Source organism: Agromyces sp. GL_144, assembly GCF_057834305.1.
In genome coordinates this window covers 306,196-321,584 of record NZ_CM174399.1, presented here as the reverse complement: position 1 = coordinate 321,584, position 15,389 = coordinate 306,196, and the positions used below count along the sequence as shown (strand labels likewise).

Genomic DNA, 15,389 nt, shown 5'->3' with positions numbered 1-15,389 from the left:
GCCAGGACTCGTCATATCCCGTACATGGAGGTACCCCTCATGACCAAGATCCTCATCATCACCGGCGACGCCGCCGAGACGCTCGAGGTGCTCTATCCCTACGAGCGGCTGAAGGAGGAGGGCTTCGAGGTGCACATCGGCGCACCCGAGGCGCGCAAGCTGCAGTTCGTCGTGCACGACTTCGTCGACGGCTTCGACACGTACACCGAGAAGCTCGGCCACACCTGGCCGGCGGATGTCGCGCTCGCCGAGGTCGACCCGAGCGACTACGCCGCGATCGTGATCCCGGGCGGGCGCGCACCCGAGTACCTGCGCAACAACGAGGACGCGAAGCGCATCGTGCGCCACTTCTTCGAGGCGGATGCCCCGGTCGCGGCCACCTGCCACGGTCCGCTGCTGCTCGCAGCCGCCGGAGTGCTCTCCGGACGCACCTCGTCGATCTACCCCGAGCTCGCGGTCGACCTCGAGGTCGTCGGCGCGGTCTTCGAGAACGGCGGCGGCGTGGTCGACGGCAACCTCGTCACCTCGCGGGCGTGGCCCGACAACGGCACGTGGATGAAGGCGTTCCTCGGCGTGCTCGCCGCCGCCGGGGTGCGGGCCGAGGGGGAACTCGCCGCGGCATCCGCCTGACCCGCGACGCATGACGCGGCGGCGTCGACGCGGGCCTCAGCGCCGGCGCCGGCGCCGCTCGTCGGATCCGGGGCCGTAGATGACGATGCCCGCGATGGGCACGAGCAGGAACCACACCCACGACCAGGCCCAGCCGCCCGCGAACCCCGTCAGGAAGAAGAGCAGCAGCGCGATGAACGGCACGAGCGCCATGATCGTGGCGCCGACCCGGCCGCCCAACGCCCCTCCGGTGCCGTCTCGGCCCGAGCCGTCTGCGCCCGACCGCGGGTCGAGGTCGGGGTCGACGAACGATGCCTGCGAGGCGGCCGGTGACGCGTAGGCGGCGGAGCCGGTCGCCGAGGCGGCGGGGGCCGACGGTGCCCGGGTCTCGGCCGGCAGGTCCGTGAAGAGCGGCACGAGATCGCCCCGGGTGACGGCCGCGCGCGCCGCCGTGGCGCGATCGCCGTACTCAACGGCCGTGAGCCTGCCCGCGAGCTGCGCCTCGGCGAGGGCGGCCACCGCCTGCTCGCGCTCGGCGTCGCTCAGACGCAGTTCGGGGCGGTCGGGGCGCGCGAAGTCGGTCATACGCCCAGTGTGGCCGAGCGGATGCCGCGAGCCAACCCTGTGCTTCCGTGGGCGGGCACCGCCGCACGGCTCGTGGCCGCCCGCCCACCGGACGCCCTTCCCGGGCCCGCACAGGTCGCGGGCGTAGCATCGGAGGCACACCCTCGATGGAAGGCATTCATGCCCGTCTCGGCAGAACCCCGCGTGGCCCTGTACTTCGACTTCGACAACATCGTGATCTCGCGGTACGACCAGCTGCACGGCGACAGCCAGTACCGACGCGACACCTCGCGCCGCAAGACCGTGACGCCGGGCAGCGAGACCGCCGAGCGTCTCGCGCAGGCGACGGTCGACGTCGATGCCGTGCTCGACTTCGCGGCGACGTTCGGCACGATCGCGATCGCCCGGGCCTACGCCGACTGGTCGACGCCCGTGAACGCGAGCTACCGCGGCCAGCTCATCGACCGCGCCGTCGACCTCGTGCAGCTCTTCCCGCTCTCGGCGACGAAGAACGGCGCCGACATCCGCCTCGCGGTCGACGCCATCGAGGACATGTTCCGCATCGACGACCTCACGCATATCGTCATCGTGGCGGGCGACTCCGACTACGTCGCGCTCGCGCAGAAGGCCAAGCGCCTCGGCCGCTACGTCGTCGGCATCGGCGTCGCGGGCGGCACGAGCCGGGCCCTCACCGCGGCCTGCGACGAGTACGCCGACTACGACGCGCTGCTCTCGACCGACGGCGCAGGCGATGACGACGAGGCGGATGCCACGACGCAGGCCCCCTCGACCGGTGGTCGCCGCGGGTCGAGGCGTGGCGGGGGCTCGAAGGACGCCGCCGCTGCGGCCGAGGAACCCGCCGCTCCGGACGCCGCCGCTCCGGACGCCGGCGCGGATGCGGGCGCCGAGACCACGACCACCGCACCGAAGCGCACGAACCGTCGCGCCAAGTCGGGCGGGGCCGCGAGCAAGGCCGCCGCCGCGGCATCCGCCCCTGAAGACGAGATCGCCGAGGAGGCCCCCGCCGGGCCCCGCGGCGTGCCGACCGTCGCGTTCATGCCGCCCGAGGCGGCGCCGCCGACGCGCAACCCCGGCCGCCTGCTCGTGAAGGCGCTCGAGCTGCTGCACTCGAAGAACGACGACGAGTGGCAGCCGTCGGGCGCGGTGAAGAACCAGATGCTGCGCATGGACCCGTCGTTCCAGGAGCGCCGGCTCGGCTTCGCCTCGTTCACCGACTTCGTGAAGTCGCGCGGCGGCGTTGTCGAGCTCGAGGAGGGCGACTCGAACCGCATCCGCCTGCGCCCCGAGAAGGACTGAGCTCCGGCCGTACCGGGTTCCGGCGCTCGACGCCCGCTTCCGCTCGCCTCACTGTGGTCTGACCACAGGTGCTAGTGTGGTCAGACCACATCGCACGAGCAGGTGCGAGCGAGCAGCGCGGAGGGAGCCGGCGTGACGACCGAGGCCGAGAGCCCCCGCGCCTGGCGCGCCGTGCTCGAGCATGTCGAACGGCGCCTGCTCGACGGCGACCTGCTGCCCGGCGAACGCCTGCCCGGTGAGCGCGCCCTCGCCGCCGACCTCGGCGTGGGCCGCTCGAGCGTGCGCGAGGCGTTGCGGGTGCTCGAGGCGATGGGCCTCATCCGCACGGCGTCGGGCTCGGGTCCGAACGCCGGCGCGATCATCGTCGCGACCCCCGGCGGTGCCATGAGCGCGCTCATGCGCCTGCAGGTCGCCGCGCACGGGTTCCCGGTCGCCGACATCGTGCGCACCCGGCTCATCCTCGAGTCGGCGGTGGCGGGCGAGCTGGCGGAGGCGGCCGGCGCCGCGTCCGGCGCGACAACCGGCGCCGCGCCCGACCTCGCCGCCGCCGACCGCCTGCTCGACGCCATGGACTCCCCCGACCTCGAGCCCGCCGAGTTCCTCGCGCTCGACGCCGCCTTCCACCTGGCGTTGGCCGAGGCATCCGGCAACCAGGTCGTGACCGCGACCATGGCCGGGCTCCGCAGCGGCATCGAGGGCTACGCGCTCGACGGCCTCGCGCGCATCGACGACTGGCACGCGACATCCGCTCGCCTGCGCAGCGAGCACCGCGGCGTCGTCGAGGCGATCAGGGCAGCGGATGCCTCGACCGCCCGCAGCCGCATCCACGACCACATCTCGGGGTACTACGCCGAGACGTTCCCCGAGGCCGCCACCGCCTGACGGCCGGCACAGCACACGCAGCACACACGAAAGCGAGCACCGAAGATGGTCCAGCGACAGTTCCCGAAGCCGAAAGAGCTCGCCGAGCTCATGAGGTTCAAGGCGCCCACGGCGAACCCGACCGACCGGCGCCTCGAGAAGGCGCTGACCATCGCCGACCTGCGGGCCATCGCCAAGCGCCGCACGCCGAAGGCGCCGTTCGACTACACCGAGGGCGCAGCAGAGGGCGAGCTGTCGCTGGCCCGCGCGCGGCAGGCGTTCCAGGACGTCGAGTTCCACCCGTCGATCCTGCGCAACGTGCCCGTCGTCGACACCACACGCGAGGTGCTCGGCGGCACGAGCTCGCTGCCCTTCGCCATCGCGCCCACCGGCTTCACGCGCATGATGCAGACCGAGGGCGAGATCGCCGGAGCGGGTGCCGCGGGTGCCGCGGGCATCCCGTTCACGCTGTCCACGCTCGGCACGACCTCGATCGAGAACGTCAAGGCCGCGAACCCGAACGGCCGCAACTGGTTCCAGCTCTACGTCATGCGCGACCGCGAGATCTCGTACGGTCTCGTGCGCCGCGCCGCCGCCGCGGGCTTCGACACGCTCTTCTTCACCGTCGACACCCCCGTCGCCGGCGCCCGCCACCGCGACAAGCGCAACGGCTTCTCGATCCCGCCGCAGCTCACGCCCGGCACGGTCATCAACGCGCTGCCGCGCCCCGCCTGGTGGATCAACTTCCTCACCACGCCGAAGCTCGAGTTCGCCTCGCTCTCCTCGACCGGCGGCACCGTCGGCGAACTGCTCGACAACGCCATGGACCCGACGATCTCATTCGACGACCTCGACATCATCCGCGGCATGTGGCCCGGCAAGATCGTCGTCAAGGGCGTGCAGACCGTCGAGGACGCGAAGCTGCTCGCCGACCGCGGCGTCGACGGCGTCGTGCTCTCCAACCACGGCGGGCGCCAGCTCGACCGCGCGCCGATCCCCTTCCACCTGCTTCCCCACGTCGTGCGCGAGCTCGGATCCGACCTCGAGGTGCACGTCGACACCGGCATCATGAACGGCGCCGACATCGTGGCATCCGTCGCCCTCGGCGCGCGATTCACGATGATCGGGCGCGCCTACCTCTACGGGCTCATGGCCGGTGGGCGCCGCGGCGTCGACAAGACGATCTCGATCCTGCGCACCGAGGTCGAGCGCACCATGAAGCTGCTCGAGGTCGCCACGCTCGACGAGCTCGGCCCGCAGCACGTCACGCAGCTCACGCGCATGGTGCCCATCGCCAAGCCGGTGGCGGATGCCGCGGAGCTGGCCGCCTCGTCGAAGCCGAAGACCGTGCGCAGCCCGCGCCCTGCCGCGTCGAAGTCGACTGCCGCCGCGACGACGTCTGCGGCGAAGAAGCCCGTCGCGAAGAAGCCCGCCGTCAAGAGCTGAGCGCTCCGGGGGTCCTTTTCCGACATCTCGTCATGGGCATCCGCCCGCGAATGTCGCGAAACGACCCCCGCAGCGAAAGGGCAGCTCAGTCGGCGTCGATCAGCTTCAGCAGCTTCTTCGACGCCTCGAGGATGTCGTCGTGGTCGTACTGGCCGGCCCGGCTCTCGAGCGAGATCACCGCGCAGCGGTGCACCCTGCGGAAGTCGCCGTAGGGGAACGTGTACGCCTCCTTCGTCTCGGGGTTCGCGTCGTCGTCGAAGCCGAGGTGCCAGTGGCGGTACTCCGTCCAGCCGTGCTCCTCGATGAAGGCGTTCTCCTCGTCGGCGCTCGGCGCGTGCTCGCTCCAGTCGTCGCGCTCGTCGCGCTTCACCTCGCCGTCGCGCACGAGCGAACGCGCGTGCCGCAGGGCCGTCTCGTTGAGCCTGGTGGTCATGGCTGCTCCTCCTCGTCCATCCGGATCACTTCGCAGCGGCGGCGTGCTTCTCCCAGGCCTTCGCGGCCGTGTCCGCCCACTTGCCGATCTTCTTCGACGCGTCGCGGCGCTGCTTGGCCGCGAGGGCGAGCGCGGCCTGCTGACTCTTCGCCGCGGCATCCGCCCGCTTGCGATCGTCCGCATCGCCGGAGGCCTCGGCCCGCGTCGTGGTTCCGACCAGTCGGCGCGTGGCGCGGTGCGCGAGGCGCGTCGCCTCGTGCGGACGGCTCCTGCGCAGCTCGCGCGCGAGCCGCACGTCGGCCTGCGCGTCGGCGGTCAGCGTCGCGAATCGCTCCCGACCCTCGCGCGTGAGGGTCTCGCCGACCTTGCGCGCACGCTTGGCCGCCCGCTTCGCCTCGCGCACGGCCTTCCTCGCCTCGTGCCGCGCCTGCGCGCGGGCCTTCTCGGCTGACGTCCTGCGTGACATCCGGTTCCCCCTCCGTCTGCTCCCGCCAGTCTCGCACCGGAACATCCGTTCGCGACAGGGGGTTGCACGCACGTGCGTACCCACCCGCCTTCAACAGGAGATGAGACGCCATCCCGCACACGATCGAGGATTGGGCCTGATCTCCTGCACGACGAACGAGAACGGCGGATGCCGCGGGCCGATGCGAGGGCCCGCGGCATCCGCCGTCGCGTGATGCGCACCGAGAGTTACGCGCCCTGCCCGTTCGAGACCGCGATGAGCTGCTCGATCTGCTCGGCGCCGATCGGCATGCCGGGGAACGACGAGAGCCGGCCGATCGGGAACGACGCCATCATCTTGAACAGCGACGGGTCGGCCAGCAGCGCACCGCCGACGTCGGGGCCGTCGCCCTCGGCACCGGCGCCCGCGCCGCTGCTGAGGGCCTGCATGACGATCGGGCCCGCAATCGGGTGGGCGATGAGCTCGCCGATCGACGAGTCCGCCGAGAGCGGCACGTTCACGGCGTCGCCCTCGACGGCCACGGTCGCAATCGAGCGGATGTCACGGCTGGACGCCCCGACCTCCACCGAGTACGAGCCGCCCTCGACGACCCAGGCGTCGATGCGGGTGTCCCAGTACGCGAGGTCTTCACGGCGCACGTGCACCTCGACCTCGCGCGACTCGCCCGCGGCGAGCGCGACCTTCGCGAACCCCTTGAGCTCGCGGGGGGCGCGCACGACGGCCGAGCCGGGCAGCGAGGTGTAGACCTGCACGACCTCGGCGCCGTCGCGCTCGCCCATGTTGGTCACCGTGACGCGCACCGTGAGGCCCGCGCCACCGTCGATGGACTCAGCCGCCGACACCGAGGCATCCGCGTAGCCGAAGCTCGTGTACGAGAGGCCGTGTCCGAAGGGATACGAGACCTCGAGCTCGCGGGCGTCGTACCACCGGTACCCGACGAAGAGGCCCTCGCCGTAGCGCACGTGGCCGTGCTCGCCCGGGAAGTCGAGGTACGCGGGGCTGTCGGCCAGGCGCACCGGCACGGTCTCGGTGAGGCGGGCCGAGGGGTTCACGACGCCGTAGAGCACGTCGGCGACCGCGCCACCGCCGGCCTGGCCGAGCAGCCAGCCCTCGACGATCGCGGGCACCCGGTCGGCGAAGCCCGACAGGCGCACGACGCCACCGTTGGAGAGCACGACGACGACGTTCGCGTTGACGGCGAGCACCGCGTCGAGCAGCTCGGTCTGGCCGGCGGGCAGCTCGAGGTCCTCGCGGTCGAAGCCCTCGGACTCCTGCTCCGCGGGCACGCCGAGGAAGAGCAGCACGGTCGAGGCGGCGGATGCCACGGCCACGGCCTCGGCCGTCAGTTCGTCGGAGGTCGTCGCGTCGGCCGCGTAGCCCGCGGCGAACGGCACCTCGGCGCCGGCGAGCAGGCGGATCTCGGCGAGCGCGTCGTCGAGCCTCGTCGGGTTGATCTGCGACGAACCGGCGCCCTGGTAGCGGGGCGTGCGGGCGAGCTCGCCGATCACGGCGACGGATGCCTCGGGCGCGACGGGCAGCAGCCCGCCGTCGTTCTTCAGCAGCACGATCGAGGCCGCGGCGACCTCGCGGGCGAGGGCGTGGTGGGCGTCGACGTCGTACGAGGCATCCGCTCGCGCGTTGCGCACGACCTTCTGCACGAGGTCGACGTTGCGGCGGGCGCCGAGGTCGAGCACGGCCTCGTCGAGCGAGCCGGCCTGCACGGCGGCGACGAGCTGGGCCTCGGTGCGGCCCCCGCTCGCGGGCATCTCGAGGTCGAGGCCGGCCACGAGCCCGGTGACGCGGTCGTTCACGGCGCCCCAGTCCGAGACGACGAGGCCGTCGAAGCCCCACTCGTCGCGGAGCACGCTCGTGAGCAGCCACGGGTCCTCGGAGGTGTACACGCCGTTGAGTCGGTTGTACGAGCACATGACGGTCCACGGCTGCTCGTCCTCGACGACGCGCTGGAAGCCGCGCAGGTAGATCTCGCGCAGCGGGCGCTCGTCGATGTCGGCCGAGACGCGCATGCGGTCGGCCTCCTGGTTGTTGGCCGCGAAATGCTTCAGCGACGCGCCGACGCCCTGCGACTGCAGGCCGCGCACGAGCGCCGAGCCGAGCACGCCCGACACGAGCGGGTCCTCGGAGAGGTACTCGAAGTTGCGGCCGCAGAGCGGCGAGCGCTTGATGTTGATGCCGGGGCCGAGCAGCACGCCGACGCCCTCGGCCTGCGCCTCCTCGCCGAGCGCCGAGCCGACGCGCTCGAGCAGTTCGGGGTCGAACGACGAGCCGAGGGCGACCGCCGGCGGGAAGCACGTGGCCGGCACGCTGTCACCGATGCCGAGGTGGTCGCTGTCGGCGCTCTGCAGGCGCACGCCGTGCGGGCCGTCGGTCATGAGGATCGACGGCAGGCCGACCCGGTCGATCGCCTTCGTGGTCCAGAAGTCGGCGCCGCTCGTGAGCGAGGCCTTCTCCTCGAGGGTGAGGCCCGCGACGACCTGCTCGGGCGATGCCTCGACGGCCGATGCAGTGGCCGCTTCGGTGGCGGATGCCTCGGCGGCGGCGTTCAGGGTGTCGGTCATGGTGCTCCTTCGGTTGACATTCAGATGGTCGGGCTCTCGCGACGGAACAACGGCTTGCCGTAGTCCTTCGCGAGCAGGGTCGAGAACGCCCACCAGATGACGAGCGTGGCACTGGCGCCTCCGACGACGCCGAACACGGCGTCCGAGAACCAGTGCGCGTTGATGAGCGTGCGCTGCCAGATCATGCCCACGCCGATGAACGCGCCGATGACCCACCAGACGCGACGCTTGGCGGCGGGCAGCACGGCGGCGACCGCGATGATGAGGATGCCGGCGCTCACGCCGTGGCCGGACGGGAACGAGCCGTGGTCGACCGAGAACAGCGGGCCGAACAGGTTGTTCGCGAGGTCGTCGGCGGGTCGGGGGCGGTCGACGAGGTTCTTCGTGAGCTGCGAGACGAGGAAGGTGCCGACCAGCTCGGCCGTGAGCCAGAACAGGGCCGAGCGCCAGCGGCGGATCACGAACAGCCAGATCGGGATCAACAGCAGCGTGAGCACGGCCCCCGGCAGTTCGCCGAGGTACTGGAAGAACATCGGCAGCGCCCATGTCTCGCCGCCCGTGTCGGGTGCGAGGCCGACGAAGGCGCGCCAGGCGTCGTCGATCGGCTGGGTGAACGGCGCGTCCACGTTCGCCGCGACGGCCACGCCGAACACGGCGAAGAGGGCGAGGCCGACGAGTCCCGTGACGAGGAGCCCGCGCGGGCGCGTCGAGGTCGACTTCGAGGCGGGTGGGCCGGCGGCGGCGGCCCCGGCGGACGCCGGCGCTGGGGACGAGGTCGTGCTCGCGGCATCCGTCATCACTTCACCGCCTTGATCGGCCAGACGGCGAACGCACCGAGGACCGAGAGCACGATCGCCACGGGGAACAGGCCCGCGAAGCCGAACGTGAGCACGATCGCCCCGGCGACGCCCGGCGCGAGGGTCTGCGGCAGCGTCGCGGCGATGTTCACGACGCCGAGGTCCTTGGCGAACGACTTCGCCGACGGGAGCACCTCGCTCATGAGCGCGGTGTCCACCGCCTGGAACATGCCGAAGCCGAGGCCGGAGATGAAGGTCATGATCATCCACGCGGTGAGGTCGGGCCACGCCCACGGCAGGAGGAAGGCGAGCCCGGTCACGGCCGACGAGACGAAGACGAAGATCTTGCGACGGCCGATCTTGTCGGACAGCGGCCCCGAGACGATGGTCGCGATGAGGATGCCCGCGAGGCTGATGAGCCCGAGCACGGGGATGATGTCCTGCGGGCGCTCGACGCCGAAGTAGTCGGTGAGCAGGTAGAGCTGGTAGCCGGTGACGGCGAAGTACCCGGTGTAGAGCAGGAGCCGACCCGTGAACGCCCAGAAGAAGTCGGGGTGCTTGACGGGGTTCACCCAGAACGTGCGCAGGAAGTCGCCGAGCTTGAAGGGTTCGGGCTCGAGCTCCTTCGACGAGTAGTCGGGGTTGAAGACGATGAAGAGGCTGAGCATCACGAGCGAGAAGACGGCGAAGGTGATGTACCCCGCGGCGATGCTGTCGTAGAAGAGCGAACCGACGACCTGGCCGCCGAGCGCGCCGACCATGAGGCCGATGCCCGAGAGGGTGGCGAACGTGCCGCGGCGCTTGACCGGCACGCGGTCGGGCATGACGGCGCTGAGCGGCCCCTGCGCGAAGTTGTACGTGATCTGCACGAGGGTCCAGGCGATCACGACGCCGATGAGGCTGTCGGCGAACATGAGTCCGACGAGCGAGAGGCCTCCGGCGAGCGCGCCGATGAAGATCCACGGGGCGCGGCGACCGAACCGCGAGCGCGTGCGGTCGGAGATCTGGCCGGCGATCGGCTGCGCGATCATCGAGAAGAACGCGCCGATCGTCATCACGATCGCGAGGTTGCCGATCTTGTCGGCCTCGCCGAACAGCGTCTCGACCTGGCGCGGGAGCAGGATGCCGGGCACGGCGCCCCAGATGAGGAAGATGCCGAGGTTGGCCGGGATGATCCAGCCGAGCAGGCGGCCGAGGCCCTTGACCGGGGCGGGCGGGTCCTCGTTGCCTGCGGCCTCCTCGATGAAGGCGAGGGCCTCCTCGGGTTCGTCGGGGCTGTTGGCCTCGGAGCGGTGATCTGTGGGGGGTGTCGACGCCATCGTCATGTGCTGTGGGGTCCTTTCGGAGCCTCGTCGTCGAGGCTGGTCGCAAAACCATACATCGCTCGGTTTTTGTTTGCAAGATCGAGTCCGTAGCATTCCCCTATGGCACGAAGAGGTTCGTACGCAAAGGGCATCGCCAAGCGCGAGGAGATCCTCACGACCGCGCTCGACGTGATCGCACGCAACGGCTACCGCCGAACCAGCGTGAAAGAGCTGGCCGACGCGGTCGGGCTCAGCCAGGCCGGCCTGCTGCACTACTTCTCGTCGAAGGAGGAGCTCTTCCAAGAGGTGCTGCGCAAGCGTGACGAGGTCGACGAGGCCGCCCAGTTCCCCCCGGCCGACGCCGACTCCGACACCGACGCCCACGACGCCGTGCTGCGCATCACGCGGCACAACGCCGAGGTTCCGGGGCTCGTCCAGCTCTATGCGCAGCTCTCGACGGCCGCGACCGACGCCGATCACCCCTCGCGCGAGTACTTCATCGAGCGCTACGAGGAGTTCCGCTCGCAGTTCGCCGTCGCGCAGACCAACGGCATGCTCCACGGACTGCCCGACGACCTCGACGCTCGCAGATGGGGCACCATCATGGCGGCCCTGCTCGACGGCCTGCAGACGCAGTGGATGCTCGACCCCACCATCGACATGGCCGAGCACGTCGAGTACCTGCTCGCGCTCGTGCGGCGCGACGGCGAGCCTGCCGCGCCCAAGGACTGAGCGGATGCCGCGTGCACCGCGCTCGCTCGTCTCGGGAGACGTGCGCCGGCACAACCTGACCCTCGTGCTCGAGCATCTCGTGCGTTCGGGCCCGAGCGCGCGCAGCGAGATCGCGGCGGCGACCGGACTCACCCGTGGGGCCGTCACCGCACTCGCTTCGGCCCTGACGGCCGCGGGCGTGGTGCGCGAGACGGACCCCACCTCGACCGACCGAGGGCGACCGATCACCCGACTCGAGCTCGCGGCCCCCGACCTCGCCGTGCTCGTCGCCCAGGTCGATGCGGATGCCGCGACGGCGCTGCTCACCAGCCTCGCCGGCGACACGCTGCACCGCGTCGCTCGCCGGCACGGGCGCCCCATGGGCGACCCCGACGCCGTGCTCGATGTGCTGGCCGACGTGACCCGCGACGCCCTCGATGCCGCATCAGCGCTCGGACGCCGGGTCGTCGAGCTCCCCGTGGTGGTGTTCGCCCCGGTCGGCGGCGAGCCGCCCGTGGTGCTCGCCGACACCGATCTCGGCTGGGGCGCCGTCGACCTGCTCGGCGGGCTGCGCGCCCGCATCCCCGAGCTGCCAGAAGCCGCGACGCTCTCGACCGACGGCTGGCTCGCCGCGCTGGCCGAGCGCTCGCTGCTGCCCGGCGTCGACGATCTCGTCTACCTCAAGTCCAACTCCGGCATCGGCGGGGCGATCATCTCGGGCGGACGCGTCGTCGAGGGCGCCCACGGGGTCGGCGCGGCTCTCGGACACCTCGCGCTCGTGCCCGACGGCGAGCACTGCGAATGCGGTCAGCGCGGATGCCTCGTCACGGTCGCCGGCCCCGACGCACTGCTCGACCGGGCCGGCCTCACGGGCCTCGTCGGCGAGCGCGGCCTCGCCGGGGCCCTCGACGAGCTGTCGCGTCGCATCGACGCCGGTGAGCCCGCGGCGGCCGCCGCCTGGACGTCCGCCCTGCCGTGGATCGCCCGCGCCCTGCAGGTCGTGTCGCTCGCGACGGATCCGGCCGCCATCGTCATCGGCGGGTTCTGGGCGGCGCACACGACGTCGATCGAGCGGGCGTTCCGCACGAACCGGCCGGCCGTCGCCGAGGCGCAGGGCGAGGCATCCGCCGTTCCGATGGTCTCGGCCGGTCGGCTCGGCGCCGATGCGGCCCTGCTCGGTGCGGCGTGGGCCGCGCGCGACCGGCTCCTCGCCGACCCCGCGCGACTCGGCGTCTGAGGCGGGCACGACGCCACCGCCGCCGGGCCGCCACGCGGCCCGGTGAGCCGACTCGACCCGGATTCTTTAGTTCAACGGTTGAATTCTCGTTCGTTTTCGCGCATACTCATCGCCGAGCGTTGTTCGGTTTTCATCGGACACCGACGAGCCAGCCCCAGGTCGTTCTCAACGAAGAGGAGCCCCCATGTCGATCCAGCCCGCCGCCTCCGGCGACCCCGCCGCCCTCATCGCGCCCACGGGCGCCATCTCAGCGAATGCCCCCGTCGCGGGCGAACCACCGCAGAGCCCGCCGCCCACCAAGGCGCTGCTGCCCGGCATCCTCGTCACGGCGCTCACGCTGTTCGCCACCTACGGCGGCCTCATCGCGATCCTCCTGCCCACCCAGATCGCCCTGCTCGACGAGGAGAACAAGGTCGCGAACCTCGCGATCGTGACCACCGTCTCGTTCGTCTTCACGCTCTTCGCCCAGCCCATCGTGGGCGCGTTCAGCGATCGCACCCGCTCCCGCTTCGGCCGGCGCACCCCGTGGATGGTCGCCGGCGCACTCATCGGCGGCGTCTTCCTGCTCGGGCTCGGCTCGCTGACCTCGCTGCTCTGGATCACCGTGTTCTGGGTCGTCATCCAGGTCGCGCTGAACGGGCTGCAGGGTCCGCTCACCGCGATCACCCCCGACCGCTTCCCGCGCGAGAAGCGCGGCACCGCGAGCGCGATGTTCGGCATCGGCACCCAGGTCGGCATGACGCTCGGCATCATGGTCGCGAGCGTCTTCGCCGCGAACGTGGGGGTCGGGTACTCCGCCTTCGGCATCGCCGTGATCGCGGTCACCGTGCTCTTCGTGCTCGTGAACCGCGACTGGTCGTCGAAGCAGGCCGTGGTGCCCGCGTGGAGCTGGAAGCAGTTCCTCGCCGGGTTCTGGATCGACCCCCGCAAGAACCCCGACTTCGCATGGGCCTTCGCGGCCCGATTCCTGCTCGTGCTCGGTTACTTCGTCGTCACCGCGTTCCAGCTCTACATCCTCACCGACTACATCCGCATCCCGACGGCGGAGGCGCCCGGCGCGGTGCTCACGCTCACCCTCGCCGCCTTCGTGCCGACGCTCATCGCGATCGGGCTGTCGGGCTGGTGGAGCGACCGCATCGGCAAGCGCAAGGTCTTCATCTACGCGGCATCCGCCATCATGGTGCTCGGCCTCGCCGCCCCCGTGATCATGCCGAACATGACGGGCATGATCGTCATGAGCATCATCAACGGCGTCGGCTTCGGCGTCTACATGTCGGTCGACGCGGCCCTCATGACCGAGGTGCTGCCCGGCGGCGGCACCGGCGCGGGCAAGGACCTCGGCATCCTGAACATCGCCACCAACATCCCCCAGGCGATGAGCCCCGCGATCGCCGGTCTCATCATCGGGGTGTTCGGCGGCTACCCGATGCTCTTCGTCTTCGGTATCGTCGCGGTCATCGCCGCGGCGCTCGTCCTCATCCCCATCAAGAGCGTTCGATAGGAGCTCCAGCATGACCCAGACCACCACCGCGACCCTCGTCGAGGTCGACACCGCGGCGGGCCGGGTGCGCGGCACCTGGCGCGGCGAGCCCGGCACGCCCGAGGCATCCGCCGCCTTCCTCGGCATCCCGTTCGCCGAGGCGCCCGTCGGCGAGCTGCGCTTCGCCGCGCCCGTGCCGAAGGCGCCGTGGCAGGGGGTGCGCGACGCACTCGAGTTCGGCGCGACCGCCCAGCGCGGCGACCCCGGCGTGACGCTCATCCCCGAGCCGAGCGTGCCCGGCGACTCGACGCTGAACGTCAACGTGTTCACCCCTCGGCCGGGCGCAAGCGAACCGGGCGAGCCGGGCACGGATGCCGGCCTCCCGGTGCTGGTCTGGATCCACGGCGGCGGCTTCTTCGCCGGCTCCCCCGCGAGCCTCTGGTACGACGGCGGGCGGTTCAACCGCGACGGCGTCGTGACGGTGACGATCTCGTACCGCCTCGGCTTCGACGGCTTCGGCTGGATCGAGGACGCCCCGAGCAACCGCGGCGTGCGCGACTGGCTGCTCGCGCTCGAATGGGTGCAGCAGAACATCGCCGCATTCGGCGGAGACCCCTCGCGCGTGACCATCGCCGGCCAGTCGGCCGGCGGCGGCGCCGTGCTCACGCTGCTCGGCATGGAGTCGGCCCAGCACCTCTTCCACGGCGTCTACGCGATCTCGGGGGCGCTGGCCGACGTCACGCCCGAGCGGGGCGAGAAGTTCGGGCGCGAACTCGCCGCCGCGGCCGGCGTCGAACCGACGATCGCGGGATTCGGGTCGCTGAGCGAGGAGCGCATCCTCGAGCTGCAGAAGAAGGCGACCGAGCTCGGCCCCGACTCGCTCGAATCCATGATCGAGGAAGGGCTGGGCCTCGGCCCGGCCATCGACGGCGAGCTGCTGCTCCGCTCGACGAAGGAATCGCTCGCGGCGGGCATCGGCGCCGACAAGCCGCTCGTCATCGGCGCGACCGACGACGAGTTCACGATGGCGTTCGCCGAGGCCGAGAAGAAGCTCCGCTGGATCCCGAAGTCGCTGATGCTGAAGAAGCTGGGCATGCCGAAGCAGGCGATGAAGCCCTACCTCGCTGCGAATGCGGAGGTCGCGGGCAAGGGCACCGCCCGCATCGCCGGCCGGTTCCTCACCGACCGGATGTTCCGCACCGCGCTCGTCGGCCTCGTCGCCCTGCGCGGGGACGCCCCCACCTGGGTCTACCGGTTCTCGTGGCCGTCGGGCACGTTCGGCTTCGCCGAGCACTGCCTCGACGTGCCGTTCTTCTTCGACTGCCTCGACTCCATCGCGATCGAGCCGCTCGCCGGGCCGAACCCGCCGCAGCGACTCGCCGACGAGGTGCACGGCGCGGCCGTCTCCTTCATCGCGAACGGCGACCCGGGCTGGCCGCGGTACACGGATGCCTCGCGGTCGACGCGGGTGTGGAACACGCCGTCGACCGTGGTGAGCGACGGCTACGCCTCGGTGCGCTCGCTGCTCCCGGCATCCTGAGCCGGCGGCGCCTCTTCGCTCAGGGGGTCGCATCGCGCCATCCGTTCG

14 protein-coding genes are annotated in these 15,389 nt (G+C 71.5%); 8 read left to right on the top strand and 6 right to left on the bottom strand.

The features are described from left to right. Nucleotides 1-39: 39 nt before the first annotated feature. Nucleotides 40-630, top strand: coding sequence for a DJ-1/PfpI family protein (locus AC3IPY_RS01380; RefSeq protein WP_489186204.1), 591 nt, complete (start codon nt 40-42; stop codon nt 628-630). A gap of 36 nt (nt 631-666) precedes the next feature. Here AC3IPY_RS01380 and AC3IPY_RS01375 read toward each other — a convergent pair whose 3' ends face one another. Next, nucleotides 667-1,194 (bottom strand): DUF1707 SHOCT-like domain-containing protein, encoded by a 528-nt coding sequence (locus tag AC3IPY_RS01375; RefSeq protein ID WP_489186203.1) that lies wholly within the window; start codon nt 1,192-1,194, stop codon nt 667-669. Nucleotides 1,195-1,353: 159 nt separating this feature from the next. Between AC3IPY_RS01375 and AC3IPY_RS01370 the strand changes: the two genes are divergently transcribed. From AC3IPY_RS01370 to AC3IPY_RS01360, 3 genes are all read left to right on the top strand, one after another. Then, nucleotides 1,354-2,490 (top strand): NYN domain-containing protein, encoded by a 1,137-nt coding sequence (locus tag AC3IPY_RS01370; protein WP_489186202.1) that lies wholly within the window; start codon nt 1,354-1,356, stop codon nt 2,488-2,490. 132 nt (nt 2,491-2,622) lie between these two features. Next, nucleotides 2,623-3,372: a FadR/GntR family transcriptional regulator gene (locus AC3IPY_RS01365; RefSeq protein ID WP_489186201.1), complete on the top strand. Its 750-nt coding sequence runs from the start codon at nt 2,623-2,625 to the stop codon at nt 3,370-3,372. 45 nt (nt 3,373-3,417) lie between these two features. Then, entirely contained in the window at nt 3,418-4,797 is a 1,380-nt protein-coding gene (locus AC3IPY_RS01360) for an alpha-hydroxy acid oxidase (protein ID WP_489186200.1), read from the top strand. Between the two features lie 85 nt (nt 4,798-4,882). Here the strand turns inward: AC3IPY_RS01360 and AC3IPY_RS01355 are convergent, their stop codons facing one another. The 5 genes from AC3IPY_RS01355 to AC3IPY_RS01335 form a co-directional block, all read right to left on the bottom strand. Beyond that, nucleotides 4,883-5,230 carry a hypothetical protein gene (locus AC3IPY_RS01355; RefSeq protein WP_489186199.1) on the bottom strand — a complete coding sequence of 116 codons (348 nt, stop codon included), beginning with the start codon at nt 5,228-5,230 and terminating at the stop codon, nt 4,883-4,885. Nucleotides 5,231-5,255: 25 nt separating this feature from the next. After that, nucleotides 5,256-5,696 carry a hypothetical protein gene (locus AC3IPY_RS01350; protein WP_489186198.1) on the bottom strand — a complete coding sequence of 147 codons (441 nt, stop codon included), beginning with the start codon at nt 5,694-5,696 and terminating at the stop codon, nt 5,256-5,258. Between the two features lie 227 nt (nt 5,697-5,923). Then, the gene (locus AC3IPY_RS01345) at nt 5,924-8,272 is read right to left on the bottom strand and encodes a glycoside hydrolase family 3 C-terminal domain-containing protein (RefSeq protein WP_489186197.1); all 2,349 of its coding nucleotides are present in this window, start codon (nt 8,270-8,272) and stop codon (nt 5,924-5,926) included. A gap of 20 nt (nt 8,273-8,292) precedes the next feature. After that, on the bottom strand, nt 8,293-9,069 hold the full coding sequence (locus AC3IPY_RS01340; RefSeq protein ID WP_489186196.1) for a phosphatase PAP2 family protein: 777 nt from the start codon (nt 9,067-9,069) through the stop codon (nt 8,293-8,295). After that, nucleotides 9,069-10,388 (bottom strand): MFS transporter, encoded by a 1,320-nt coding sequence (locus tag AC3IPY_RS01335; RefSeq protein WP_489186195.1) that lies wholly within the window; start codon nt 10,386-10,388, stop codon nt 9,069-9,071. Before AC3IPY_RS01335 ends, AC3IPY_RS01340 begins: the two co-directional genes overlap by 1 nt. Nucleotides 10,389-10,493: 105 nt before the next feature. Between AC3IPY_RS01335 and AC3IPY_RS01330 the strand changes: the two genes are divergently transcribed. From AC3IPY_RS01330 to AC3IPY_RS01315, 4 genes are all read left to right on the top strand, one after another. Beyond that, nucleotides 10,494-11,105: a TetR/AcrR family transcriptional regulator gene (locus AC3IPY_RS01330; RefSeq protein ID WP_489186194.1), complete on the top strand. Its 612-nt coding sequence runs from the start codon at nt 10,494-10,496 to the stop codon at nt 11,103-11,105. Nucleotides 11,106-11,109: 4 nt separating this feature from the next. Further along, nucleotides 11,110-12,321, top strand: a complete 1,212-nt coding sequence (locus tag AC3IPY_RS01325; RefSeq protein WP_489186193.1) for an ROK family protein — start codon at nt 11,110-11,112, stop codon at nt 12,319-12,321. A gap of 184 nt (nt 12,322-12,505) precedes the next feature. Then, complete coding sequence (locus AC3IPY_RS01320; protein ID WP_489186192.1) at nt 12,506-13,822, top strand: MFS transporter; 1,317 nt, start codon at nt 12,506-12,508, stop codon at nt 13,820-13,822. A 10-nt stretch (nt 13,823-13,832) separates the two neighbouring features. After that, nucleotides 13,833-15,341, top strand: a complete 1,509-nt coding sequence (locus tag AC3IPY_RS01315; RefSeq protein ID WP_489186191.1) for a carboxylesterase/lipase family protein — start codon at nt 13,833-13,835, stop codon at nt 15,339-15,341. Nucleotides 15,342-15,389 lie beyond the last annotated feature (48 nt).

What these genes read in the sequence shown, in the direction of transcription:
- AC3IPY_RS01335 (WP_489186195.1), bottom strand. Translation starts at nt 10,388, where the DNA reads ATGGCGTCGACACCCCCCACAGATCACCGCTCCGAGGCCAACAGCCCC.
- AC3IPY_RS01320 (WP_489186192.1), top strand. Translation starts at nt 12,506, where the DNA reads ATGTCGATCCAGCCCGCCGCCTCCGGCGACCCCGCCGCCCTCATCGCG.
- AC3IPY_RS01345 (WP_489186197.1), bottom strand. Translation starts at nt 8,272, where the DNA reads ATGACCGACACCCTGAACGCCGCCGCCGAGGCATCCGCCACCGAAGCG.
- AC3IPY_RS01330 (WP_489186194.1), top strand. Translation starts at nt 10,494, where the DNA reads ATGGCACGAAGAGGTTCGTACGCAAAGGGCATCGCCAAGCGCGAGGAG.
- AC3IPY_RS01325 (WP_489186193.1), top strand. Translation starts at nt 11,110, where the DNA reads ATGCCGCGTGCACCGCGCTCGCTCGTCTCGGGAGACGTGCGCCGGCAC.
- AC3IPY_RS01370 (WP_489186202.1), top strand. Translation starts at nt 1,354, where the DNA reads ATGCCCGTCTCGGCAGAACCCCGCGTGGCCCTGTACTTCGACTTCGAC.
- AC3IPY_RS01360 (WP_489186200.1), top strand. Translation starts at nt 3,418, where the DNA reads ATGGTCCAGCGACAGTTCCCGAAGCCGAAAGAGCTCGCCGAGCTCATG.
- AC3IPY_RS01350 (WP_489186198.1), bottom strand. Translation starts at nt 5,696, where the DNA reads ATGTCACGCAGGACGTCAGCCGAGAAGGCCCGCGCGCAGGCGCGGCAC.
- AC3IPY_RS01380 (WP_489186204.1), top strand. Translation starts at nt 40, where the DNA reads ATGACCAAGATCCTCATCATCACCGGCGACGCCGCCGAGACGCTCGAG.
- AC3IPY_RS01315 (WP_489186191.1), top strand. Translation starts at nt 13,833, where the DNA reads ATGACCCAGACCACCACCGCGACCCTCGTCGAGGTCGACACCGCGGCG.
- AC3IPY_RS01355 (WP_489186199.1), bottom strand. Translation starts at nt 5,230, where the DNA reads ATGACCACCAGGCTCAACGAGACGGCCCTGCGGCACGCGCGTTCGCTC.
- AC3IPY_RS01340 (WP_489186196.1), bottom strand. Translation starts at nt 9,069, where the DNA reads ATGACGGATGCCGCGAGCACGACCTCGTCCCCAGCGCCGGCGTCCGCC.
- AC3IPY_RS01375 (WP_489186203.1), bottom strand. Translation starts at nt 1,194, where the DNA reads ATGACCGACTTCGCGCGCCCCGACCGCCCCGAACTGCGTCTGAGCGAC.